Below are 24952 nucleotides of genomic sequence, written 5' to 3'. Positions count from 1 at the left end.
ATGACATTTTTATGTAAGGCTAGCGCCAACAAAACCACGCTATTTAGTAGCATTGCTGCAATTATTTTAGGCCTTTTTACAATTGTATCGGCGCAAGCACATGAATACAAAGCTGGTAATCTTGAAATAATCCATCCATGGTCACGCGCTACAGTACCAACGGCCAAGGTTGCAGGTGGTTATTTTAAAATTATCAATAAGGGTGATGTTGCAGATAAGCTAGTTAAAGTAACCGCCGACCTATCTGATGATGTGCAAATTCATGAAATGGCTATGGTAGATGGCGTTATGAAAATGCGCCATTTAACCGATGGCATCGAAATTCCAGTTGGCGGCGATATTGAGTTTAAGCCTGGCAGCTATCATATCATGTTCATGGATTTAAAAAATGGCCTAAAACAGGGCGAAAAATTTAAAGGCAAACTCTATTTTGAAAAAGCTGGTGAAGTGGAAGTCGATTTTAAAGTGGAAGCAATGGACACTAAAACCATGAACCACGATCACCCTACCCCAAATAAAGATCAGGCTGAACAAGCTCACGATCATAAGCATTAATAATTTTTGCTTTTATCACCTTGTAAAAACGCGCCAATGGAAAAATCCATTCGGCGCGTTTTTTATAATAGGCCTATTTATTCCCGCACAATATTTTTAGAAATTTCTTTTAGTTCAGCTTCAGAAAAAGAAATATTACTGGCTTCGCCCGTATCGGCATTAATTTTTTGTGCAATTAATGCAACTGCTGGCTGTAAATAATTAAAATGATCAGCATTGGGAACTTTATTAATGAAGAATGGAATTTGTTTGTTTTGGGCATAACGCGCCACTTCTTCAAATTCTTCCCACCAGCCTTCGCTGCCTTCAAAATAAAAAGTTGGTGACTTTATATCATTTATAAACAGACGCGGCGAGCGAATGGCCAAGGCTTCATCTGTTTTAACAAATGGCAAGCCAACACTGATGCGGCCATATTGTAAGCGCAGTTTCAAGTCTGGAATGCCGCCCAATGAGAATGCAGCACGAAAACCATCAACATATTCGCTACCAAGCAAAGTATTTGTACCGCCAGTACTGTGGCCGATAAGATAGATACGATCTGTATCGACATAGGGTTGGCTTTTTAAATAATCAAGCGCTGATTGCAGATCATCCAATTCACCCATAAACATTTCAAATTTTCCAGGATTATGATTTTCGCCGCGAAATGATGGTACCATCATAATAATACCAGCGTCGCGCAAGCCTTTACCGCTTTGGTCATTACTTGCTTCAATATCCTCCCAAAAAAATTCACCAATACCGCCATAGCCGCCATGCAACCAAATAGCTGCGGGATGTTTTTTACCATCCTTAGGATCAGGACTAAGAAAAGCGGCAAGATTACCATCTTTGGCAGGGTAATTAATTAGATTAAAAATATCTGCTGGAGGTGTTCCAGTATCTTCTGGTTGAAACACTTTTTTATAAGTTGTTGCAGGATAATTCTTATGAGCATCACGCAAACTAACTGGTGATAATTTATAAGACAAATGATCTGCCGAGACAATCTGGGTTACATAATCCAGCGCTTGGTTTAAAAATGGTATTTCATCGCGTGTTGGCAATGAGTAATCGCCATGAGCTATTTTTTGCCCATAGGCTGCGCCCCAAATGGCCGCACAGATTACCAAAATTATAGTAAATATTTTTTTTATAAACTTCATAAAAAAATCCCTCAAGTTTAAAGCTTGAGGGATTTTTAATAGCTTATTCTATGTGATGCAAGAGATAGGTAAATTGCATTACAATATTATTAGAATATCAACAAAACTACTTTTTTTATTGTAAACTGGATTTAATAACTTACAACTAATCCAGTTTATATTTTACTATTTTCTGCATTACGGCATTTATTAAGCAACAACCAATTTGCTAAAATCAGCAAGTTGAGCGGTTAATTTTTGAATGCATTCAAGCAAGGCTAGGCGATTAGCGCGAATGGCAGTGTTTTCATCATTGACCAAGACATCGTCAAAGAACGCATCAACTGGCGCACGGAGTTGAGCAAGACTTGCCAAAGACATGGCATAGTTATTCTCACTCATGAAGCGGGCAACCTCTTGTTCACATTTTTGCACCGCTTGATAAAGTGCTTTTTCTTGCTCTTCAATCAACAAGCTTGGGTCCACATGATCGGCAATTTGAGTATTCTTTTTCTTTTCAGCTTCAAGAATATTAACTGCACGCTTGGTACCTGCTAGCAAATTGCCACCGTCATCAGTATTAATAAATACAATCAATGACTCAATACGGCGTGCAACCTGTAATAAGTCATCAGCAAGCGGAGTTAACACGGCATCAATTGCATCATACCGTGCGCCTTCATCCTTGATGTGGACTTTAAAACGCTCATGCATGAAGCTAAGTAGATCAACAATGATTGGCTCAATTTTGGCATTTAAATCTTGGGTGATGCGATCTTCTTCCATGCGCAACGCATTGTCAAAGTCTTGGTTACCATCAACCTCACCAGATTTTTCGCTGCGCAAATTGGCTTCATAGGCAAAAAGAGCATTTTCAATATGGGAGCGCATATGCAAGTTAAAAGCAAAGCGTAGCAAAGGTAACAAATTGATTTGCTTTTCTTTAGCTAAAACTAAACGGATCACACCAATTGCTGCACGACGCAATGAATATGGATCTTTTGAGCCTGTTGGCTTTTCATCAATAAACCAAAAACCGCAAAGCGTGTCAATTTTATCAGCAAGCGCTACCGCAATAGATATAAGCGAGTGGGGAACGCTATCTGTTGGACCAATAGGCTTATAATGTTCTTCAATAGCGCGAGCAACTTCCTCACTCTCACCTTGCAAGGTTGCATATTTACGCCCCATAACGCCTTGCAATTCTGGAAATTCGCCCACGGCTTCGGTTTGCAAATCTGCCTTAGCCAGCAAAGCAGCACGGCGCGCCGTTTGCGGATCAGCCGACAATAATGGTGCAATTTCCTGTGCAAGCGCGGCAATGCGCGTAACACGGCTGCCTTGCGTACCAAGTTTTGCATGGAAAGTCACATGTAAATGGTCAAGACGCGCCATTCTTTGATCTAGCGGCTTTTGAAGGTCAAGCCCTAAGCGGTTAGCTGATAAGCTAAGCTTATTTAAATCCGGCAAATCAGCTTGATCCGTGTGCCAGAAATAAAGCGCATCGGAAAGGCGAGCGCGCACAACACGTGCATTGCCCTTAACGATTTCTTGGCCATTATCACTCGCTTCAATATTGGACACAAGAATAAAATGGTTGGACAAAGCTTCCGTTTCGCCGCGTGGACGGGTCACAAAGCATTTTTGATTGGTACGGATAGTAAGGCGAACAATCTCTGGCGGAATAGCCAAAAATTCAGGCTCAAATTCACTCATCAAAACAACTGGCCACTCAACAAGACCTGCAACCTCATCAGCAAGTTGCTCATCTTCAACTAGCTCAAGCCCCTTAGCAAAGCAAAGATTACGAGCATCTGCCAAAACAATTTCGCGGCGGCGCTCGGCATCAAGAATAACCTTAGCATTTTCAAGCTTGGTGACGTAATCTTCAAAGCGGCGCACAGTGATGGGCTCACCGTCACTTAAGAAACGGTGGCCATAGGTGAAGTTGCTACTTTTAATACCATCAACTTCAAAATCGACTATTTCTGTTTCGCCTATTTCAGGGCCAAACAAACAAATAATCGAATGTAAAGGCCGCACCCAACGCAAATTGCCATTACCCCAACGCATAGATTTGGGCCAAGGAAAATTGCGAATAATATCAGGCATTATTTCAGCAATAATATCCTCAGCTTTACGGCCAGGCTTGTTTATTTTGGCTACATAAAAGTCGCCTTTTTTAGGATCATTAACAATTTCAGCTTGTGAAATATTATCAAGACCACTTGAGCGTAAAAAGCCAGCAATGGCGGCCTCTGGTGCTTTAACTGATGGGCCTTTACGCTCTTCAGCAATATCTCGTGATTTTGCGGTAAGGCCGCGCAAATCCAAAGCAAGGCGGCGCGGCGTATAATATTCACGTGCGGCTTCATAGGTAAGACCTGCATCAACCAAACGGTCAGTCACCATTTTTTTCAAATCTGCTGCTGCTTTTTTTTGCATGCGCGCAGGAATTTCTTCAGAAAATAATTCAATCAATAAGTCGGGCATTATAGATCTCCACGATTATAATTGGCGCCACCAGCTTCGGTTTGCAAAAATGCTTCGCCGCACCGGCGGGCAAGATCACGTACACGCAAAATATAGCTTTGTCGCTCGGTTACAGAAATAACTCCGCGCGCCTGTAAGAGATTAAAAATATGGCTGGCTTTGATACATTGATCATAGGCTGGGAAAACACAACGATGTAAACCGCCCTCTTCCAAAGGCTTACCTGCGTCAAGAATAGCCGCGCATTCCTTTTCGGCATCAATAAAATGGCGATGCAATATTTCAGTATCGGCTATTTCAAAATTAAACTTTGAAAACTCTCTTTCCGATTGCAAGAATACATCACCATAAGTGATTTTCTCATCGCCTTCACGACCATTAAAATTAAGGTCATAAACATTTTCAACCCCTTGCAGATACATAGCAAGACGCTCTAAACCATAGGTGAGCTCACCTGAAACCGGCGAACACTCAACGCCACATACTTGCTGAAAGTAAGTAAATTGCGATACTTCCATACCATCGCACCAGCATTCCCAACCAAGTCCCCATGCGCCAAGCGTTGGGCTTTCCCAATCATCTTCGGCAAAGCGCACATCATGCAAATTGGTGTTAAGACCAATAGCATTTAGGGAACCAAGATATAGCTCTTGCAAATCTGGTGGTGATGGCTTTAACAAAACCTGAAATTGATAATAATGCTGTAAGCGGTTAGGATTTTCGCCATAGCGCCCATCGGTTGGACGGCGTGATGGTTGCACATAAGCAGCTTTCCAAGGGCGCGGCCCTAAAGAGCGCAAAGTTGTTGCTGGATGAAATGTTCCAGCGCCGACTTCCATGTCATAGGGTTGCATAATGGCACAGCCATATTTTGCCCAATAGTTTTGGAGCGTTAAGATAAGTCCCTGAAAGGACCGGCTTGGATCAAGATAATTTTGATCCTGATGACTTGGTTCAAGACTTTTGGGCAGGCTCACAACAAAACCCCTTTTAAAAACTGCTATAAAATTCGCATTAATGTTTTTGGCATAATGCAATTATAGAAGCAATACAATATCAAAGACAAATGGGACTTTAGATATTTCAAAAAAGAGCGATTACGAAACAAAAAAGCCCCTTATTTTGAAAATAAGAGGCTTATATTCTGTAATAATTTCCTTTGCCCGTCTCAATCTATTAAATTGAACAAAAGCAAATTTGCCGGCAACTATTCAGCTGCATCAGGTTTAGAAGGCTCTTGAGAAGGCGCATCTTCGCCTTGGCTTTGAGCCGGCGCGGTACCTTCCGTTGAGGTTGCATCTGTTGGCTCATCTTTTGGCTTATCGCTGGACGCATGTTCTTCATCGGGCTTTTCATTAATGCTACCATCAGCCTTTAAGCCGTGCTTTAATTTTTGTTCAACTTTTTTTAGCTCATCTGGCTCAATCTTACTATTATCGGCCGCATGGTGCCATTGGAAGGTTGCTTCAAGCTTGCGCCCAGCCATCCAATAGGCATCCCCCAAATGGTCATTAATTGCTGAATCTTCCGGACGCAATTTTACTGCGCGTTCTAACTCACGCACAGCATCATCAAAGCGACCAAGCTTATAATAAGCCCAGCCAAGAGAATCAATAATTGCACCGTCTTGCGGGCGCAACTCAGCCGCTTTTTTGAGCATTTTTAAAGCTTCTTCAAGCTTCATATCACGATCAACAAGCGAATAGCCAAGATAGTTTAACACTTGTGGCTGATTGGGTTGCAATTCCAATGCTTTATTAAAATCCAGTTCAGCCTTATCCCAAAGCTTTAAACGTTCATAGGCAATAGCACGTTGATAAAATAATGGCCAGTTTTCGGGGCGTGTTGTGGTGAGCTGATTTAAATATCGATCCAATATTTGCACAGTATTGGCAAAATCTTCCTTTTGCATATAAATGCTAGCAAGACCAGTATAGACCCGTTCATCTGCACCAAACTGTTTGACCAAACTATTTAAAAGCTCAACAGCTTTATCTTCCTGTCCTGAATCGGCAAGATTTAACGCTAAGCGTAATTGGCTATCGCGATAATAAGGCGAGCCTTGCTTAATCTGCCCATAATATTCAATGGCCTTTTTATGATCCTCGGTCTTCGCAGATAAGTCACCAAGTTGAAATAATGTTGCTTCACTATTGGGACGCATAGCGAGTGAAATTTGTAAGTAAAGAGCTGCTACATTTTCAGCATTAGCGCGGTTAAGCGCAGTGCCAATATTATAAATAATTTCACTTGCACCATCACTAGCAGACTGGACAATAACTGTAGGCTGCTGACCATTTTGTGCCGCTATACGCATATTAGTAAGCGTATCACGGCCAGATAATAGTTTTTCACCATTAGATAAGGTTTCAATCGCACCTCGTATATTTTTATTGCGCCATTGAAAATTAGCATAGGCAATAATAACCCGCTCATAAGTATCTGGAAAGGCAGCACCGCTTTCCTGATCCTTTAATGCAGCAGCAAATGCCTTTTCAGCTTCAACCTTTTGCCCGTTTAAACTATACATTAAAGCCAAATGGTAATTTTTGAAAAAAGGAAACCATTCTTGTCCTTGAAACCCAACAATATCATTAATTGCAGCGCGGCGCTGACCTTGACCAAATTTTGCCCAAGCAACAAAAGTGCCACAAGTAATGGTATCAAGCGAATCAGGATTTGAATATTTCATCACACTAATTGCTTGCTTAAAATGTTTGCGGTTCATAGCATCGGCCGCAATAACTGGCTTTGTAAAACGTTCTAATTCTTTATTATTGCGCAATAAAATAGCAATAGGAACAGCTTCATTAAATTTACCATTTGCCATCAAGGTGAGGAATAAATCGCGTTGCACCATTACACTATTACGATCAAAATCAAGCGCTTGATTTAGGTAGCTAATGGCAATATCCGGCTGACGATCACTTATTGCAATGCGCCCGGCCAAATAAGCACCAGAAAAAGATCTTGCAGGGGGAAGCTGCGTTGCTGCCAAAGCAGGAAGTGAAAGGCTAGACAAGAATGCACTAACTAAAACCGCCTTATAGGAGCGAGAAAGGATGTTACGCCGCATAGAATTTTCCCTGTTTCCCAATATTGATAATTAAAGCATTATCAATTTTTAAACTGCTGCAAAATATACAAACTCAAATATTCAACTATGCAAATAAAAACTTATCAAAAAGATAATTAAATTTGCCATTTTGAACTATTTTATTCAAATCAATTTCATCAAGGCTAACTAAAATGGGTTGAATTTACGAAACAAAATCCCAAAATTCACAAATATTGCTGTTCGCCTTTTCATTTACGTTTAAAATCGAATACGCGAACAATTTAATCAATAATAAAGACCAAGTTCCATTAACCATATCAAAATCATATAAGCTATCATTAAGTAATGATTAAGCCCTTTTAACGGCAAATATTAATTAACCCGCGATATACAAAAATCGATCACTTCAATCAAAGCTTGACGTTCGCTATTTTCAGCTATGGTTTCAAGATCCTGCCTTGCTTTTTCACCCAATTCGCGGGCTTTAACGATAGTATCGTGCAAACTGTCATGCTTTTTCATAAGTAGGATTGCTTTTTCAAGGGATTTATCATCATTTGCCCCCTCTTCCATTGCAGTTTTCCAAAACTGCTTTTCTTCCGCATCACCACGAGCATAGCTTAAAATGACAGGCAAAGTAATTTTTCCTTCACGGAAATCATCACCAACATTTTTTCCAAGATCTTTAGAGTTGCCACCATAATCAAGCGCATCATCAATCAATTGGAAAGCAAGACCTAGATTAGTACCATAAGAGGCAAGCACTCTGCGGCAATTATCGTCTTGGCCAGCAATAATCGGCCCCACTTCGGCAGCTGCAGAAAAAAGCGCTGCAGTCTTGGCATTGATAACCGCAAGATATTCATTTTCCGTGGTACCAATATGCTTTGCCGCAGCAAGCTGCATGACTTCACCTTCTGCAATGACAGCAGCGGCTTGCGCAAGAACATCCAATGCCGGCAATGAACCAACATCAACCATCATCTTAAAAGCTTGTCCTAAAAGAAAATCACCAACAAGCACACTTGCCTGATTGCCCCAAATCATTCGAGCTGTAGATTTACCACGGCGCAAATCACTTTCATCAACCACATCATCATGAAGAAGTGTTGCCGTGTGCATAAATTCAACTGCGGTTGCCAAAGCCACATGATGGTTACCTTCATAACCAAACATACGAGCACTTGCCAAGGTAATCATGGGCCGCAATCTTTTACCACCTGAAGAAATCAAATGATTAGCAACTTCGGGAATCATTTCAACATCTGAACCAGCTTTTGATAGAATAAGCTGATTAACTGCTTCCATATCGGAGCGAGTAAGGTCGATAAGTGGCTGAATAGAAGCTTGCATGTTATTTTTCCCGGTTGACGCCAATTGGCCCTTTAGCCAAGCATATTTTGCGCCACCATAAGGGAGGCTTTGGACTTGCTCAAGCGCGAAATAGCTAATTCTGCATTTATTAAATTATTTTTTTGAAAAAAAGCGGATAAATTTCACCATTTTCCTTTGCAAGACGTAAATTTCATGTAATTATTTGGCATGATAGAAATTATACGCACCAATGATGCAGTTATTATATCGGTTATCGAAGTTTTATTAAAAGAAGCTGGTATTTATTACATGGTTACAGACACCCATATGAGCGTGTTGGAAGGATCGCTTGGCTTTCTCCAAAAACGCATATTGGTGGAATCAGATCAGGTGCAAGAAGCTCGTCAATTAATTATCGATGCCGATCTTGGCAATGAATTACGCAATTAAACGAACCAGATAATTAAATATAGTGAATGACGCAGTGCAATATTTTTTGCAATGAGGTCAAAACATAATTAATTTAATCGTGACAACTCACCCATCAATTGAATACTAGCCAATTGAACATCAACCACCTGAATATAAATACCTGCATTTTATTAAAGCAAGAATTGCAACCGAAATACCATCCCCTAAAAACAAATCTTCTAAATTTTAAATTAGCTATCGTTTTAAGATATATAAGCGTCTATAATTAGAGCTTTTTCTCCTGTTTTATCTATAACATCCACCGGTTGCGGCCTCTTTTATGGCGAGGCAGCACAATTATTTTAAACAATAGTGGTTAACTTGCTTTTTGTTCTTCTAACTGCAGGAATATGGTTTTTGAGGCAAATAAGTGCGATAAATACGCCAAACATCGCAAATCCTAGCAGCCAGATATAACTCGTAAGCCCAGCAATAAATCCACCACAAATACCTGCTAAAATAGCGCCACAACGCCCAAAAGCAGCAGCGGTTGCAGTTCCGGTGGCACGCATTTGAGTTGGATATAAAAATGCTGCCAAAGCATAAAGTGGTGACTGAACAGCATTAACAAAAAAGCCATGAACAGTTAATAAAATTAACATCAAGCTGATATGCTCGCTAACATTAAACAACAAAAGGGCAAGTATCGACAGCGCGCCACCGATCGCGCAGGTTCCAAGCGCCTTGAATGATCCAAAACGAGAAATAGCAAAAGCGCAAAGCAGCGATCCGATAATACCGCCAATATTATAAGCAGTGAGACCATCACCTGCTATGCTTGCATCTATGTTATGAGAGGCGAGAATAGCTGGCAACCAACCAAAAACCGAATATACCGCACTCATACAGAAGAAAAACGCAAACCAGATAGCAACTGTATTACGCGCAAACCCATGTGATAATAAAGCACCAAAACTGGTTTTTGCTAATGGTGAACCAGCGTCATTTTTTTCAACAAATTCGACATCGCAAACTGTTGGCCGCTTTAATCTTAATAAGAGTTTTTGAAGCTCTTGCCAACGCACTTTATGACGAGCCATATATTTAGGTGACTCTGGCAACGTAAACCAAAGAAGAATCAATAAGACAAGCGGCAAGAAGCCACCAATAAAAAAGGTCTTTTGCCAGCCCAGTTCAACAAGAACCATCTTCGAATAAAAACCTGCAAGCATACCGCCAAGCGGCACACAAACGATAGAAGCGGTAATAATCATCGTGCGATAACGCAGTGGCGAAAACTCAGCCGACAAAGTTGTACAAACAGGTAGAGCACCACCAATGCCAATACCAGCAAAAAAACGAAATATCATCACATGATGAACATTGCCTGCTAGACCTATAAGCATAGTGGAAAGACCACATAGTGTTAATGTTATCAAAATAAGGCGACGGCGACCAATTTTATCGGCTAAATAGCCAGCAATAAGGCTACCTATAACCATACCAACCGAGCTTGCAACAACAGCAAAAGTAAAGACACTGCGCTCGCTATACCCCCAATCTTTCATCATTGTTGGGATGGCATAGGCAAGTAGCTGACTATCAAAACCATCAAGAATAATTGCAAGAGCAATAATAACCACAATAAAAACCTGCAATGGTGTAAAGGATCCATTATCAAGAATTTCACCAATATCAACCTGTTTGCTACGGCTCAATTGCACCTGTAAGCTTTTATCAGCCACCATTTATTTCCTCACTCCCATGCCATTGATATTCTATCAATAATGCCCCATTGCCATTTGCGAAGCACAGTCTTGCAATGGAAGCACAAGAATAACAACAGCAAACTAGAATAATTTAAAAATATTCCACAATCTGAAACCTGCCCAATACTGCGTACCAATTAAGCGACATTATTTGCCGGATAAGTTAAATTACAATAATCTATTGCCACATATTCATTGACTAGATCGACTTAATCATTACAAATTTGAAACAAAGTAAGTAATAGAATTAATCATTGAAAATGATTTAATTATAAAGGGTGTCCGATGGGATTTGTTGAAGCAATTCGCAGTGCTTTCATCACGAAATACGCAACATTTAGCGGGCGCGCTTGCCGATCAGAATTTTGGTGGTTTAGACTGGCAAATTTAATCGCATATTATATCGCCACTCAGACTTCAAAAGCTTTTATACTGCATTTTACAAGTTCATCATCATTTACTGGTTCGCAAAACCGCATTGCTCTTAGTATCATTATAGCTTTTATTATTGAGATAATACTATTTACTCCATTTTTAGCTGCAGCGTCTCGTCGCCTCCATGATCGCAATATATCATCAATATGGGCAAGCCCCTTCATCATAACAATGTTAATTCCTTATTTTCTAATTTTTTTAGTCATAAATAGGATTATTTACAACGATGACATGTATATCTTACTGGGACTTAATATCATTTTGCAGCTTCTTTTACACATTCCATTTTTATTCAAAGGCACAGATGGCTTGAATCAATATGGACCCAACCCGCTTAGTAAAGACGTTGATACGGATGTTTTTTCGTGAAATTTCTATATAGACTACCTACATAAATCACTATCAAATCAGGTGATAAAAAACTTTCATAACAAGCTAATAAAAAGGCTTGAATCCATTCAAGAGATCCAAGCCTTTGATTATTCTATAAATTAAAAAACTATAAAACCTAACCGCGATCACGCAACAATCTTGATTTTTCGCGGTTCCAATCGCGCTTCTTTTCAGTTTCACGCTTATCATGGTTCTTCTTACCACGTGCCACAGCAATCTCTATTTTAACGCGACCACGTAAGTTGAAGTAAAGTCGCAATGGCACAACTGTCATACCATCACGCGATACAGCCTGAAAAAGCTTGGACATTTCACGTTTACTGACAAGCAGTTTGCGCAAACGCCTGGGCTCGTGATTAAATCGATTACCCTGCTTATATTCAGGAATATAAGAATTAATAAGCCAAAATTCACCATTTTCAAAGCTAGCATAGCTTTCCGCAATATTGGCATGATTAGCGCGCAAAGACTTTACTTCAGTGCCGCTAAGCACTAAACCCGCCTCTAATGTATCCAATATCTCAAAATTAAAGCGTGCCTTGCGATTTTCGGCAATAATCTTACGCTCTGGCTTATCTTTTTTTGTCATAAATCCTAAATACTATATTTTTAGCGTTTTACAAGCCCTGCATGGGCAATTGCCGCATCAATTTTGTGGGCAGTTTCAGCTTCGATTGCAACCAAAGGCAAACGCAAATGCGCTTCACAAAGCCCTAATTGCTGTGCCGCATATTTAACACCAGTTGGATTTGGCTCAAGAAATAAAGTCTTATGCAATGGCATTAACTTTTCATGAATTTCTCTTGCCTTTTCATAATTACCTGTCTGGCAAGCTTCTTGAAAGAGAGATGAAAGGCGTGGCGCAATATTGGATGTAACGGAAATACAACCAACACCACCTTGCGCATTAAAACCAAGGGCAGTTGCATCTTCACCCGATAATTGGATAAAACCATCACCACAAGTCACGCGTTGCTCTGATACGCGCTCTACTTTGCCAGTTGCATCCTTTACACCAATGATATTATCAAAATCATTGGCAAGACGTCCCATGGTTTCTGATGTCATATCAATAACCGACCGACCAGGAATATTATAAATAACAATTGGCAAAATCGTTGCTTTGGCAATAGCGGCAAAATGCGCATAAAGACCACGTTGATTTGGCTTGTTATAATATGGTGTCACAACAAGCGCAGCATCTGCACCCGCAGTCTCAGCAAATTGAACGAGCTCAATGGCTTCAGCCGTACTATTTGAACCAGCACCAGCAATAACAGGTACACGCCCCTTAGTTTGCTCAATTGTTAATTCAACAACACGCTTATGCTCTTCATGGGTTAAAGTCGGCGATTCACCTGTAGTGCCAACTGGCACAAGCCCATGTATACCTTCGGTAATTTGCCACTCCACAAGGTCGCGCAACGCTTTTTCATCAACCTCTCCAGTTTCAGAAAATGGCGTAATAAGTGCGGTAATGGCTCCCTTGAGCATGGTAAACTCCGTAAATTAAGTTTTAATATTGCTATTATTTTAGCGACTAACTAGCCATATAAGTGCGGCAATCAATATCTGAATAACGCCATTGGCAATCTAGCCTAATTTTACCAACATAATCCTGTCATTAAAGCATAGCAAGATAAATATAATAAACGCATTTAATTTTCTGATAGAATAAAACTTCTAATAGCAAAAAAGCAAATCTTAGAAACTGTAAGACGTTTAAATAGTTGCTTCCCCTAAGTTATATAGCAGTCAATTTTTCAAATTACCTATTGATTAGAATTGCTAAAATCACTCAGAATAAAAATCGAAAGATTTTCTTTAGGAACATAATTTTTTTGCGCATTTCAAATTGGGTTGAGCTTATTTTTTGAACACCATCACCACAAAATGTTATTAATGCATCCGGTTTTCCTTTATCAATAATAAGACGAAAATCTTCAATAACACCGCCTGCCCAAAATGAAATATTATATTATAAACGTCCTAGAGCGTTGCTTATACATAATGATGCTGAAGAACATGGTAATTTAAGTGAAACGCTAACTTAGATAAGCAAAAATCCCGAATATAGTGGTAAGTCTATTACTATAGAATAAAAAATTTGCAACACTAGAAAAGTAATTGATAAATCTCATTTTTTGATAGTTGAGAATACTCAGGTAAGACTATTTACTTGTATTGCGCCCGTTGAAAATCATGTTAAGTAAATCAATTACTCGTCAATGTAGCAAATATCTTGGGGCAAATGGCGTTGATATATATGCTTTTCAAAATAATAGTGGAACAAAGATGACGAATAATAGAAAGACAAGAGCCTTTAAACTAATCTGTGAAACGCGATATAGATATAGTTAATCACTCGTTGTTCAAACAGGATATTAAAAGGCCGTGTAGCAAAGTTGAAATTTGACGCATTTAGACCTTGAGCGCTCTGTCTTTTGGGAAAACATATTATCTTCAGTTAATGACTGCAAGGTTAGCAAGTGCTGTTAGAGAGATCTATTTATGGAAGAAAATAAAACAAAATTTTTCTTAAATTTATATGAAACGAATGATTATATTACAAAAGATCAAATTAAATCTTTAAATCTAAATAGGAATGATATTGAAAATATTTTTAATACAGATCCTAAATACGACGATATATTAATGTTTATAAAAAATTTACCATTTGATATTATCGATAAAATTGCTAGGCGAGGAGATGATAGAATAAAATCTATAGTATGCACGAAATGGCCTTTGTTACCTAGCACTTACCAATATTTAATTGAACAGAATGAAAATGTTCGTGCATCATTATGCGGTAATCCTGCTTTACCGCATAAAATGATTGAAAGGTTGTTAAACGATAAATCAGAATTTGTTCGCAACAGAATGGCTGAAGTCATAAAATATAGAGAAATTAAAGAACAAAATAAACAACGTCGTTTAAATAATTAAGATAGGACATGGGAAAGTTAGCAACTGAGTGAAAAGGGCGTCAAATCAATATTTGAATAGCCGCATTGGCAATCTAGCCTAATTTTACCAAAATAATCCTGTCATTAAAGCATAGCAAGATAAATATAATAAACGCATTTAATTTTCTGATAGAATAAAACTTCTAATAGCAAAAAAGCAAATCTTAGAAACTGTAAGACGTTTAAATAGTCGCTTCCCCTAAGTTATATAGCAGTCAATTTTTCAAATTACCTATTGATTAGGATTGCTAAAATTACTCAGAATAAAAATCGAAAGATCTTTTTTAGGAACATATTTTTTTTTGCGCATTTCAAATTGGGTTGGGCTTATTTTTTGAACACCATCACCACAAAATGTTACAAATGCATCCGGTTTTCCTTTATCAATAATAAGACGAAAATCTTCAATAACACCGCCTGCCCAATTGGCTCCGGAAGTTAAAATATAGTCAATCCCATGATAACCACTATCGTAATTAGCTTTTTCATATTTGTTTAATGCTGCTATGAAGTTTTTATCTGGGCAATAAGTGTCGTTATTTAAATAATTTTCTTTTATCCAATTTACCGATTGCGGAATGCCAGTAGTTGTACTAGGCGTGTAAGAATGGCGAACCTTAATTTTTTTACCCGCAGGAAAAGTTTGTTGCCAATAAAACGTGACATAAAGCGTAGCTTCAGATGGAAAATCTCCGCTATCCCTCACCACTTTACGGGTGCTTTTTGTTGCGACAGCTTTACCGTCAACAAAACTATGAAAATCTAAATAATTATCGAGATGCTTATCATCGATGTAGGGCCTATTATATTGATCGTCAAAAGGTTCACCATTTGCATCAAATTCAAAAGGAGGCATTGGAAAAGCAACAATAGTCATAATATCTTTTTTACTGCGATTTTCAAATATATAATTCACTTCAATTTTATCAACTGAAATATATAACTCTTCTGATACCATTGCTATATCTTCTAACTTTTGAAGAACAAGCCCACCTGCAGCTAATCCTGCACTACTATCATTAGCCAAAGTTATTTCGCAAGTCATGGCTAAACTAAAGCATAGCAAAAAGCTTTTACCAATATTACGCCAGCATGTATTGTTTAAAAACTCAATTTGCATAATATCTCCAATATTTTTAAAAATACTGTAGCATTTTTTTAGATAAAAACCATTAAGTACACAACTTTAATCTAGAAAAATAGATTTTATTTCGTTAAATAAAAATAGAAACAAATAAAGACACAAAAATGAATTTCAAAACTTCACTCCATACATGTTTTACGCATAAATATGCATCTACCACAGGCAGAGCATCACGCTCAGAATATTGGTGGTTTGCACTTGTCTTCAATATAATATATTTAATTCTCTTTCTGACATTAACATATTTTATAGAGCCAATGGATCCGCAAAAGCCAATTTATTGGTTAAGCCTGCCCTTATTGCTTATCCCTTTTGTTATCTTCTTTATTCCTTTTGCGAGTGTATCCATACGGCGTTTTCACGATATCGGCATGGCTGGTTGGCACTTTTGGTTTGTGTTAATTGCGTTACAAATGCCGTATGTTGGTGAAGCTCCGTGGCTTTATTATATTTATCTACTTTGCAAAGAAGGACCACCTGATTCAAATCGCTACGGTAAAAATCCATTTGCTAAAATGGAATATCAAAAAATATTTGAGTGACTTTCCAAAACTTACCCCACATGTGGTATCGCAAAAACAAATGAAAAATGACTAAAAAGACTATGAGCTGTAAATAGCAAAAGAGCAAATTTAGCAGATATGTGCATTAAACGCCGTAGCTTTTTCCAGCCATGAGAAAATAATTGGGGTAGATTTTCTGCGCTTCCAAATAGGCCTGCTGCAGCGCTTGGGCATTGGGAAATATACCAAAACATGTCGCGCCAGAACCTGACATTGCAGCAAAATCGGCGCCAAGGTCTTGTAATGTATGCAATATGGTTTTCAACGCCGGATATTGATGTAATGCAGGCTGATAAAGATCATTACGCATGGTCTTCAATTTTTCAATCAACCCCTTATATTGCGCCCCTTCACCATCAGTCCAGCTAAACTCTGGATTATTTTTGTTCTCTAACTTGGCAAATATTTGCGGGGTTGAAACTGCCACGCCTGAATTGATTAATAAAATATCCAAAGGAATAAATTCATCAAGCGGCTTTAATATTTCGCCTATACCGGTGGCGATCAGGGGTGAGCGATAGAGCACCCCATGCAAACACATTGGCACATCTGCGCCAAGGCTTTGCACTTTATTGGTTAATAATTGCAATTCAGCTTCTCGATCATCAGCATCGGGTATTAAATTCCAATGTCGGATTAATGCCACCAATGTAGCTGCGGCATCAGAAGAACCGCCTCCTATCCCCGATGCAATTGGCAATTTTTTTTCCAAATGAATGGCAACTGGCGGACAGCGCTCTTGCCCAATAAGATCACGTAAAAAATTGCGCGCTTTAACAACCAGATTATCTGCGCCAAAATCTTCACCGCCACCAAAACGGCCAGAAATAGCAAAACTATCGCTATCTGCCGCTTGTACCTTTATCATGTCGCCATTATTCATGAAGACAACAAGGCTTTGCAACAAATGATAATTATCACTGCGCTGTCCAATGACATGTAGCGACAAATTAAGTTTTGCCGGCGCAATCTCTTCTATAATCTCGTGAGGTTGTTCACTCACTAAACTGTCTTTTAAAGCCAAATTTTCATTTAAAGAATATGGAGCCATAACCAATCGATACATTAGATTTACACAGAAAGTACATAATCTGCTTTTTAAAGCATCTACTGGCTATAAGGCTGAGACAGCCAGAAAGCAACCAACATTTGCGATCAAGGGAATAAATCAAAATTGATTAGTTTCTACCCGATATTCACCCGTCTTAGGATCTTGAACCAAAGTGCCTTTGGAGCCATTCTTGCGCTCTTGCTCAGCTCTTTTTACCCGCACAGCAACGCGATTAGATTCACGCTTTAAAACCTTGTAAAAATATACAAGACCAGCCACGACAATTGCCAAAAAGATAAAACGAGACATATTTAAAACCCTTTTCTTCGCAGCATGCAAATTACATTAGCAAACAAGTTAGCCGACTTCCACAATAGAACACATATCCCTAAATAACAGCGCCATACCATAAAAAAAGTGAAATTAGCGCATTTCCGAGCGGGATTTGTCCCTTATCTGTTATAATATAGAATTAAATAGAAACGAAAATAGGGCATAGTGCCATTTATTTTTAAAATAAATAATATTTAATATTTTTAATAGCAATCATCCCAATTTAAAAAATAGAGCAAAACAATATAAAACTAAAAACCTTATCATATTTTAGCATGAAGCTAAGGGTTAAAGAGGGTTGATTATCTGCTGGTAAAAAATAAATTGTTAGCAAAATTGCGCCCTAAAGATTAAACGTATTTGTTACGCAATGCGTTAGGCGCCAGATGGGAAGAGCCTTATTGCCACGCTGAAGGGCATTTATGTGATGATGTTAGCGCTCGCATAATAATTGATGATAAGATGGGCTAAATCACGTTTTAACAATCCTTCCCAATATCTCTATAGCTGTCATTACGCAAGACTCTCCCGCATTATCTTTCGATAAAGATATACCAACTCAATAAGTATTTCTGATGCGTGCAATGAATATAAGTGGCGTTTTAAACGCGCAATAATTAAAGACGGACCCGAAGAGGGCTTGCAGTTTACAGTTGGAGTTAAGGATAATCAGATTCTAATTATAACTCTTGCGGACGCAAATGCTATATAACCTGAGCGACCTTATAAAATGGGGGGGGTGTTATGGACTACCACCAACTATAGATGCCGATCAGTTCCGTCCATGGAACACAGTTGCGCCACGCCTTTACACTCAAGCTACCCGAGCAATACCGCATGCAAGGGCTAGAACTCGTTGCTATAAGCTTTTTTGTTGATGATATGTTTAATGAGGCACTGCCTTCTTAGGATTGGATAGTTTGCCAGTTACTGATGAAAACTGGTTTAATATAGAATTTTTGGGTTGCCAATACTCTCTTTTTTGGCTCACCGAAGAAGAATTCAATGGCCCCCATACGCACATTACCAGTGCTAGCCAACGAAAATGCCCTCGCTTTGCTAGTTAAAGAAATCACCAATTGATTATTTCGGCGAGGAAAATCTACCCTCAGCAGCACCTAATACAAATGGAATATCACAACCTAAGCAACAATATATGCTTAGCGTTTTCAATTTTGGGTATGGTATCGCACAGCTTAACTTAAAAAAAATGTTAATAGATTGGGCTACATAAATTTTGACCTGTTATTTGCCTAACCATCAATAATAGCATTAGGGGCTGACACCTAAGATTGTGATTTAAGGATGATTTTAAGATCATCTAGCAACTGTTTAGGTGTACCGATATTAAAGCGCCATTCACATTCTTTCAAGAAAAGATTGAAATGCTCTTTTGGAACTCCGTTAAACTTTCTCATATGTCGTTTGGCTTGGTTCCAAAAATTTTCAATGCCATTAATATGGTTCTTTTCATTCGCAAATAAGATTGAATGATTAATGCGGAAATGTTTAAATTCTGAAACATCAAGCGCATTATATCCTCGCCAACAATCTGTATAAACAATGCTGTCCGGTACGATTTTCTGGCGGATTATAGGCATAAGCGTATCTGTTTTAGCATCCAAGATGATTTGTGTATAAACTTGACCACCTCGCTTAAGAATACCAAAGACAGCAACTTTACTTGGCTAGCTCCTCGACCGCGCATGCCTTTGCTATGACCTCCAAAATAACTTTCATCTAATTCGATTTCACCCGCAAATTGTTCCGCACGTTCCTGTTGTTTTACGGCAATTGAACATCGCAATTTATGAAAAAAGCGTACAGCTGTATTGCGATGAATACCAGCCAAATCAGCAGCTGTTCTAGCGGTTGAACCCGCAATGAAGTATTTCATAAGCTCCAACTGCTTATTTCTTGTTAGTTTACAATGCCTTACATACATAAAGAGACCCTAACTTATATAAAGTCAGGTGTCAGCCCCTAGCATTATATTATGTCATTTAAGAATTGGCAGTAAAAAAGAAAAGGCGGCATTGCTGCCGCCCTTTTATGTAATAGGTTTAAAGCCCGTAGCGCGACCATAAGGCACGCTCTTCAGCAACATCAACAATATTGCCAATTGCTTGACCAGCAATATCAGCATAAATTCCCGATGGCGATTTACGTCCAAGCAAGCCTTTTGATGCATTGATCAACCGCATTTGCATTTTGCTGCCATAGCGGTCTTTTAACACGCTTTGAATATCATTAAGCCCATCAACTAAGCCTAATTCTTTACCTTTAATACCAGTCCAGAACATGCCAGTGAAAAGATCTTCATTGTCGCTCAATTTGGTTTTACGACTATTTTTTACCAAATTAATAAAAGTTTCATGAATTTCCAACTGCAACTCTTTTAAATGATTAATATCACTTTCTTTTTCTGGAGAAAAAGGATCCAAAGTCGCCTTGTTCTTACCTGCGGTATAAACACGGCGCTCAACACCAATTTTCTTCATTAATTCAGGAAAACCAAATGAGGAAGAAACAACGCCTATTGAGCCAACCACCGATGAAGGATCGGCAAAGATTTCATCGCCTGCACAAGCAATCATATAACCTCCTGATGCCGCCACATCTTCAACAAAGACAAGCACACGCTTGTTTTTTTCGCTAGCAAGGTCACGAATACGCTTATAAATAAGCCGCGACTGCACTGGCGAACCACCGGGCGAATTAATAACAATAGCAACGGCAGGTGCTTCTTTCATATTGAAAGCGCGCTCAAGCTGCTCTGCACAATTTGCAAGCGACAAATTGCTTTTAAGTGCCGATGATGAAGAACTAATGACACCTTGCAACCGCACAACTGGAATAGTTACGCCTTCAGAACGAAATTTACGAGGAATTAGTTTTTTAATCCAGTTAGCCAAGCTACATCTCCATTTTCAAAATTATATTGACTTATTTAATAGGTTTTTGGATAGGCTCTCGCAAGTAGCGACACAATTATTCTGCGACTATTCATCATATTTATCCCAAACACTCAATATTCCGTTGCAGATTGCATCGGTTCTAGGTGAAAATTTATTATCATCAGCATTATGCAATAATATTGGGCTAGCAAAAGACAATGCAGCGCGGCTACCCTTTTTTGCATAAACCAAAATACGAATTGCTGCTTGATGGGGGCGTGGATAAATAGGAATAATAACCACACCACCAAAGCGCCCCTGCAAGGCAGGCAATATATCTTCAAGCGAGGTTGGGCGCGCAATTAACCCTATAAAACCACCCGGGCGCAACAGTGCGGCGGCAGTGCGAAGCCAAGCATCAAACATGCCTTTTGTCATCACATGCGCATCGGCCTTTTCCTTATCTGGCGTTGCGCGATCAGATTGTTCATTAAATGGCGGGTTCATAATTGCAAAATCAAAGCTATTATCAATAAGCCCTGCTTCTAAACGAGCCTTTCCACGCAATGTTACATCAGCATTTAGCAATGATGTCCGGGATTTAAATTTAATATTTTCGGGTAAGTGCAATGTCTTTTGTGCGTATTGCGCCATAAGGCGTGAGCGCTCCACCAAAGTTATTTTGGCATTATCACAGCGCGAAGCAACAGCAAGACCTGCCGCGCCTGCACCCGCACCAAGATCAACCAATTGGCCGCTAAAATCCGTTGGTACTAAGGCCGCAAGCATCATGGCATCCATGCCGGAGCGATGCCCAAAATTACGGGGCTGCACAAGAGCAAAACGACCACGATGAAAAACGTCAATCGTTTCGTCAATATTATCAAATGATAGTGGCATTGTCGGCATTCATGAAACGGAGTTACAGCTTTTAAAATCGTTTAAAACACTTTTAGGCTTTAAAGTAAAATTAAAACGCTTTTACAACACCAAAGATAATCCCTACCCTGCACTCTTTTTCGAAGATTTGTGCATAAGAATACCAATAATAAGGGCAGAAACTGTCATAGCAAAAATTAAAGTTACAGCAATAATACGCCCAATAAAGTGATCCATCATTAATAAAGTATCGGTGAAAAAGAACTTATTTAGCACATAAGAAAGACATTCAGCAGCAATACCCCAAATAATGACCATCAAAATAATTGACTTATTTTTTTGATATATAAAGGAATAAAGGGCAGAAAAAACTGCAATAGGAATAGCGACCAAAATGTAACTTATGACAAGCCGAATAGGAAGTTGCATATAAGCGTCAGTTATCGTTCGCCAAAAAAACTTGTCATATGTGAGTGTACTTAAATTTGTTGGCACCTCCATATCAGCTTTAGCGTAGATTTCGCTTAACTCCTTCAACCTTTCATTTGTAAATTGCCACATTTCATTAATAAACAAAAACGGCGAGATTGTTAGGCCAATTGCCACAAATAATGGCGTAAATACTACCGCCATCCAAATAAGTTTTTTTTGCTCAGCCGTTAGCGCCATTGGTTAATTTCCTTTTAAATAGACTTAGTTTTGCATTCAATATTTTATCAAATCTCTTTAATATAAGCAGCCAAATAAACTCTATTGGCTAAATTTAAAAAAGAATAAAAGAGCAAAATTTTTAATCAAGCTGAAAATAGACATAAGTTTATAGCTATATTGGGGTTGTGACCCAAGCTAACAATCACAAATTAATCACACAATATTTATATAAGTTGTCAAATCATCAATATTTTCAACTTCAACAAGCCAAATATCAGGATCAAAACGAAGCTCTTTTTCTAGCTTTTCAACCGCATTTACTTCTTCTGCATCAGTTAAAATTTTTATAAACAACCTACCACCGTCATTTTCTGCTTCTTCGTAAAAGCTTTGGGGTGCCGGTCCAAATAAGTCAACTTGGTTATTTTTAAGACGCTGCATGATAAAAATTGTACCAGCCTCTATTGCGCCGCGTCGCACAAGATAAGCAAAGCCATTGGCACCATTAATCTTGCGTATCAATTGCGCCACATAAAAATCAGATGTCAGCCGCAATCCCATAAAATAACTCCAATATTATAATAACTATAAATGCGATATTAATCTTTAACGCATGTTTTAATATCTAGCACAAAAATACCAATAAAAAAGGCGGACTTATAGCCCGCCTTTAAAATTAACTTATAACATGCTTATTCCATAGTCGGAATAGAAAATTCTGCCCCTTCACGAATGCCGGAAGGCCAACGCGAAGTAATAGTTTTTGTGCGTGTATAAAAACGGAACGCATCAGGCCCATGCTGATTAAGATCACCAAATACCGAGGCTTTCCAGCCGCCAAACGTATAATAGGCAACCGGTGTTGGAATAGGCACATTTATGCCAATCATGCCAACTTCAACGCGGGCGGCAAAATCACGAGCCGTATCGCCATCGCGGGTAAATATTGCAACGCCATTGCCATAAAGATGGTCATTAGGCAAGCTAAGTGCTTCTTCATAATTAGCAGCACGCACAATTGATAAAACTGGGCCGAAAATTTCTTCCTTATAAATGCGCATATCGCGCGTCACATTATCAAATAGACATGGGCCAACATAATAACCGTTTTCATAGCCTTGCAAATTAAAACCACGACCATCAATTACAAGATTTGCACCTTCCTTAACGCCAATATCGACATAATCCAAAATGCGAGCCTTGGCTTCTTTGGTAACCACCGGGCCGTAATCAGCCTGCTTGTCAAGTGACGAGCCAACTTTAAGCGCTTTAATGCGTGGGATAAGCTTTTCAAGCAAACGTTCAGCTGTTTCTTCGCCAATTGGCACAGCCACAGAAATGGCCATGCAACGCTCACCAGCAGAACCAAAGCCCGCACCAATCAAAGCATCAACTACTTGATCCATATCAGCATCTGGCATGATGAGCATGTGGTTTTTGGCACCACCAAAAGCTTGAACCCGTTTACCATTTGCGGCGGCGCGGCCATAAATATATTGTGCAATAGCAGTTGAGCCAACAAAGCTTATCGCTTTAATATCTGGTGCATCTAGCAAGGCATCTACTGCTTCTTTCCCACCATTTACAACATTAAAAATTCCCTCAGGACCACCTGCCTCTATAAATAATTCAGCAAGGCGCATAGGAACACCAGGATCACGCTCTGATGGCTTTAAAATAAACGCATTGCCGCAAGCAATAGCGGGTCCGCCCATCCAAAGCGGGATCATTGCCGGAAAATTAAATGGCGTAATACCTGCCACAACTCCTAAGGCTTGGCGCATGGAATATGTATCAATACTAGGTCCTGCCCCATCTGTGTATTCACCTTTTTGCATATGGGGAACGCCAAGGCTTACCTCAACCACTTCCAAGCCGCGCTGAATATCACCAATAGCATCAGCAATTGTCTTGCCGTGTTCTTTTGCCAATAATTCTGCAAGGCTGTCAATTTCCTCTTCAATAAGAGATAAAAACTTACGCATCACGCGCGCGCGCCGCTGTGGATTTACAGCTGCCCATGCTGGCTGAGCTTGCTTTGCGTTTTCTACGGCCTCATTTATTTCAGCACTATTTGCTAAGGCAACCTTGCCAATGACTGAGCCATCAAACGGTTGGAATACATCAGCCTCTTGGCCGCTTTTACCTGCCACATTTTTACCACCAATAAAATGCCCAATATTTCGCATGTTTTTCCTCCACTAAAAATGTCGTTAATACACAATAATGCCTTTACACTGTTTAAGGAACAAGCATTTTTCCTTATCTATTGTGCAAATTTATGCATAGCTTAAAAATAGAAAATATTGACTACCCATTACAATAAATTATAGTTAAGTTATTTTTACTTGGGAGCAAAAATTGCAACAGCAGGCATCAAATGATATAGTAGAACATAATCATGATGACAGGCTGATAAAGCGTGGTCTTTTAGCGCGCATTTTACATGCCACAATTTTTGAAGTCATCGCCATTATTCTTACTGCACTTTTTCTTGTATTTGTAGAAGGAAAAAGCTTGGTAAGTATGGGCGTATTATCAATAATCATTTCACTCATAGCAACAGCTTGGAATGGCATTTTCAATTTTGCTTTCGACCAATTACAAAAAAAATATCGCTTTTCACGCAGCAAAATGGTTCGCTTTTTACATGCATTAGGCTTTGAAGGTGGTTTATTAATCTTTACATTGCCATGCATTGCATTCTATCTAAATATAAGTCTTTGGTATGCATTTGTCTTAGATATAGGGCTTTTACTGTTCTTCCTCCCCTATTCCATAATTTTCAATTATATCTATGATAAGATTTATCTTCACTTTACTGCCAAAAGTTAAATCTTTAACTTCTAAGATTATCTCTTGATATTCAAAATTTCTATGGCATGGTGCATTTAAACTATATATCGTGCA

The 24952-nt window shown here is 39.0% G+C and carries 23 protein-coding genes and 1 pseudogene; 6 read left to right on the top strand and 18 right to left on the bottom strand.

Annotation, left to right across the window (positions count from 1 at the left end; translation table 11 throughout):
- Positions 1-555 carry a copper chaperone PCu(A)C gene (locus N6B01_RS03560; protein WP_262079954.1) on the top strand — a complete coding sequence of 185 codons (555 nt, stop codon included), beginning with the start codon at positions 1-3 and terminating at the stop codon, positions 553-555.
- A gap of 77 nt (positions 556-632) precedes the next feature.
- Here N6B01_RS03560 and N6B01_RS03555 read toward each other — a convergent pair whose 3' ends face one another.
- The 5 genes from N6B01_RS03555 to N6B01_RS03535 form a co-directional block, all read right to left on the bottom strand.
- A complete protein-coding gene (locus N6B01_RS03555) occupies positions 633-1703 on the bottom strand; it encodes an alpha/beta hydrolase family protein (protein WP_262079953.1) in 1071 nt (356 codons plus the stop codon).
- A gap of 189 nt (positions 1704-1892) precedes the next feature.
- Positions 1893-4175, bottom strand: coding sequence for a glycine--tRNA ligase subunit beta (glyS, locus tag N6B01_RS03550; protein ID WP_262079952.1), 2283 nt, complete (start codon positions 4173-4175; stop codon positions 1893-1895).
- The gene (locus N6B01_RS03545; protein ID WP_182419624.1) at positions 4175-5146 is read right to left on the bottom strand and encodes a glycine--tRNA ligase subunit alpha; all 972 of its coding nucleotides are present in this window, start codon (positions 5144-5146) and stop codon (positions 4175-4177) included. The genes glyS and N6B01_RS03545 overlap by 1 nt, the downstream gene beginning before the upstream one ends.
- 236 nt (positions 5147-5382) lie before the next feature.
- Positions 5383-7251, bottom strand: coding sequence for a tetratricopeptide repeat protein (locus tag N6B01_RS03540; protein ID WP_262079951.1), 1869 nt, complete (start codon positions 7249-7251; stop codon positions 5383-5385).
- A gap of 354 nt (positions 7252-7605) precedes the next feature.
- On the bottom strand, positions 7606-8586 hold the full coding sequence (locus N6B01_RS03535) for a polyprenyl synthetase family protein (protein ID WP_262079950.1): 981 nt from the start codon (positions 8584-8586) through the stop codon (positions 7606-7608).
- Positions 8587-8775: 189 nt separating this feature from the next.
- Between N6B01_RS03535 and N6B01_RS03530 the strand changes: the two genes are divergently transcribed.
- Positions 8776-8997, top strand: a complete 222-nt coding sequence (locus N6B01_RS03530) for a putative signal transducing protein (RefSeq protein WP_262079948.1) — start codon at positions 8776-8778, stop codon at positions 8995-8997.
- A gap of 323 nt (positions 8998-9320) precedes the next feature.
- On the opposite strand, the gene N6B01_RS03525 is transcribed toward N6B01_RS03530, so the two are convergent.
- Entirely contained in the window at positions 9321-10706 is a 1386-nt protein-coding gene (locus N6B01_RS03525; protein WP_262079946.1) for an MFS transporter, read from the bottom strand.
- Positions 10707-11012: 306 nt separating this feature from the next.
- Between N6B01_RS03525 and N6B01_RS03520 the strand changes: the two genes are divergently transcribed.
- Complete coding sequence (locus N6B01_RS03520) at positions 11013-11531, top strand: DUF805 domain-containing protein (protein WP_262079944.1); 519 nt, start codon at positions 11013-11015, stop codon at positions 11529-11531.
- Positions 11532-11670: 139 nt separating this feature from the next.
- Here N6B01_RS03520 and smpB read toward each other — a convergent pair whose 3' ends face one another.
- From smpB to N6B01_RS03505, 3 genes are all read right to left on the bottom strand, one after another.
- The gene (gene smpB / locus N6B01_RS03515; protein ID WP_182418942.1) at positions 11671-12144 is read right to left on the bottom strand and encodes an SsrA-binding protein SmpB; all 474 of its coding nucleotides are present in this window, start codon (positions 12142-12144) and stop codon (positions 11671-11673) included.
- A gap of 20 nt (positions 12145-12164) precedes the next feature.
- A complete protein-coding gene (gene dapA / locus N6B01_RS03510; protein ID WP_262079941.1) occupies positions 12165-13049 on the bottom strand; it encodes a 4-hydroxy-tetrahydrodipicolinate synthase in 885 nt (294 codons plus the stop codon).
- A 304-nt stretch (positions 13050-13353) separates the two neighbouring features.
- Complete coding sequence (locus N6B01_RS03505; RefSeq protein ID WP_262080561.1) at positions 13354-13527, bottom strand: DUF4424 family protein; 174 nt, start codon at positions 13525-13527, stop codon at positions 13354-13356.
- 539 nt (positions 13528-14066) lie between these two features.
- Between N6B01_RS03505 and N6B01_RS03500 the strand changes: the two genes are divergently transcribed.
- Positions 14067-14504: a hypothetical protein gene (locus tag N6B01_RS03500; protein ID WP_262079939.1), complete on the top strand. Its 438-nt coding sequence runs from the start codon at positions 14067-14069 to the stop codon at positions 14502-14504.
- A gap of 252 nt (positions 14505-14756) precedes the next feature.
- On the opposite strand, the gene N6B01_RS03495 is transcribed toward N6B01_RS03500, so the two are convergent.
- Positions 14757-15644: a DUF4424 family protein gene (locus tag N6B01_RS03495; RefSeq protein ID WP_262079938.1), complete on the bottom strand. Its 888-nt coding sequence runs from the start codon at positions 15642-15644 to the stop codon at positions 14757-14759.
- Between the two features lie 128 nt (positions 15645-15772).
- Here N6B01_RS03495 and N6B01_RS03490 point away from each other — a divergent pair, with 128 nt between their 5' ends.
- Positions 15773-16210, top strand: a complete 438-nt coding sequence (locus N6B01_RS03490) for a DUF805 domain-containing protein (protein WP_262079937.1) — start codon at positions 15773-15775, stop codon at positions 16208-16210.
- Positions 16211-16316: 106 nt separating this feature from the next.
- Here the strand turns inward: N6B01_RS03490 and N6B01_RS03485 are convergent, their stop codons facing one another.
- From N6B01_RS03485 to N6B01_RS03450, 8 genes and pseudogenes are all read right to left on the bottom strand, one after another.
- On the bottom strand, positions 16317-17234 hold the full coding sequence (locus N6B01_RS03485; RefSeq protein WP_262079935.1) for a 4-(cytidine 5'-diphospho)-2-C-methyl-D-erythritol kinase: 918 nt from the start codon (positions 17232-17234) through the stop codon (positions 16317-16319).
- A 165-nt stretch (positions 17235-17399) separates the two neighbouring features.
- Positions 17400-17591, bottom strand: a complete 192-nt coding sequence (locus N6B01_RS03480; RefSeq protein ID WP_182418936.1) for a hypothetical protein — start codon at positions 17589-17591, stop codon at positions 17400-17402.
- A 1310-nt stretch (positions 17592-18901) separates the two neighbouring features.
- Positions 18902-19560: pseudogene (locus N6B01_RS03475) on the bottom strand (IS1595 family transposase).
- Between the two features lie 118 nt (positions 19561-19678).
- The gene (locus N6B01_RS03470; protein WP_182418934.1) at positions 19679-20530 is read right to left on the bottom strand and encodes a S49 family peptidase; all 852 of its coding nucleotides are present in this window, start codon (positions 20528-20530) and stop codon (positions 19679-19681) included.
- Positions 20531-20617: 87 nt separating this feature from the next.
- Positions 20618-21412: a tRNA1(Val) (adenine(37)-N6)-methyltransferase gene (locus tag N6B01_RS03465; protein ID WP_262079932.1), complete on the bottom strand. Its 795-nt coding sequence runs from the start codon at positions 21410-21412 to the stop codon at positions 20618-20620.
- A gap of 102 nt (positions 21413-21514) precedes the next feature.
- Positions 21515-22060, bottom strand: a complete 546-nt coding sequence (locus N6B01_RS03460; RefSeq protein ID WP_262079931.1) for a hypothetical protein — start codon at positions 22058-22060, stop codon at positions 21515-21517.
- A gap of 195 nt (positions 22061-22255) precedes the next feature.
- Positions 22256-22597, bottom strand: coding sequence for a DUF1491 family protein (locus N6B01_RS03455; protein WP_315973329.1), 342 nt, complete (start codon positions 22595-22597; stop codon positions 22256-22258).
- 137 nt (positions 22598-22734) lie between these two features.
- Entirely contained in the window at positions 22735-24231 is a 1497-nt protein-coding gene (locus N6B01_RS03450) for a CoA-acylating methylmalonate-semialdehyde dehydrogenase (protein WP_262079929.1), read from the bottom strand.
- A gap of 172 nt (positions 24232-24403) precedes the next feature.
- Between N6B01_RS03450 and N6B01_RS03445 the strand changes: the two genes are divergently transcribed.
- Entirely contained in the window at positions 24404-24877 is a 474-nt protein-coding gene (locus tag N6B01_RS03445) for a PACE efflux transporter (RefSeq protein ID WP_262079928.1), read from the top strand.
- Positions 24878-24952: the final 75 nt, after the last annotated feature.

Origin of the sequence: Bartonella sp. HY406 (assembly GCF_025449315.1) — a bacterium.
GTDB lineage: Bacteria > Pseudomonadota > Alphaproteobacteria > Rhizobiales > Rhizobiaceae > HY038.
This window is presented reverse-complemented; position numbering and strand designations above follow the sequence as displayed.

Coding starts and splice junctions, on each gene's coding strand:
- N6B01_RS03480 (WP_182418936.1), bottom strand. CDS start 17,591: ATGTCTCGTTTTATCTTTTTGGCAATTGTCGTGGCTGGTCTTGTATAT.
- N6B01_RS03490 (WP_262079937.1), top strand. CDS start 15,773: ATGAATTTCAAAACTTCACTCCATACATGTTTTACGCATAAATATGCA.
- N6B01_RS03500 (WP_262079939.1), top strand. CDS start 14,067: ATGGAAGAAAATAAAACAAAATTTTTCTTAAATTTATATGAAACGAAT.
- N6B01_RS03465 (WP_262079932.1), bottom strand. CDS start 21,412: ATGCCACTATCATTTGATAATATTGACGAAACGATTGACGTTTTTCAT.
- N6B01_RS03495 (WP_262079938.1), bottom strand. CDS start 15,644: ATGCAAATTGAGTTTTTAAACAATACATGCTGGCGTAATATTGGTAAA.
- N6B01_RS03555 (WP_262079953.1), bottom strand. CDS start 1,703: ATGAAGTTTATAAAAAAAATATTTACTATAATTTTGGTAATCTGTGCG.
- glyS (WP_262079952.1), bottom strand. CDS start 4,175: ATGCCCGACTTATTGATTGAATTATTTTCTGAAGAAATTCCTGCGCGC.
- N6B01_RS03535 (WP_262079950.1), bottom strand. CDS start 8,586: ATGCAAGCTTCTATTCAGCCACTTATCGACCTTACTCGCTCCGATATG.
- N6B01_RS03560 (WP_262079954.1), top strand. CDS start 1: ATGACATTTTTATGTAAGGCTAGCGCCAACAAAACCACGCTATTTAGT.
- dapA (WP_262079941.1), bottom strand. CDS start 13,049: ATGCTCAAGGGAGCCATTACCGCACTTATTACGCCATTTTCTGAAACT.
- N6B01_RS03450 (WP_262079929.1), bottom strand. CDS start 24,231: ATGCGAAATATTGGGCATTTTATTGGTGGTAAAAATGTGGCAGGTAAA.
- N6B01_RS03460 (WP_262079931.1), bottom strand. CDS start 22,060: ATGGCGCTAACGGCTGAGCAAAAAAAACTTATTTGGATGGCGGTAGTA.
- smpB (WP_182418942.1), bottom strand. CDS start 12,144: ATGACAAAAAAAGATAAGCCAGAGCGTAAGATTATTGCCGAAAATCGC.
- N6B01_RS03530 (WP_262079948.1), top strand. CDS start 8,776: ATGATAGAAATTATACGCACCAATGATGCAGTTATTATATCGGTTATC.
- N6B01_RS03540 (WP_262079951.1), bottom strand. CDS start 7,251: ATGCGGCGTAACATCCTTTCTCGCTCCTATAAGGCGGTTTTAGTTAGT.
- N6B01_RS03525 (WP_262079946.1), bottom strand. CDS start 10,706: ATGGTGGCTGATAAAAGCTTACAGGTGCAATTGAGCCGTAGCAAACAG.
- N6B01_RS03520 (WP_262079944.1), top strand. CDS start 11,013: ATGGGATTTGTTGAAGCAATTCGCAGTGCTTTCATCACGAAATACGCA.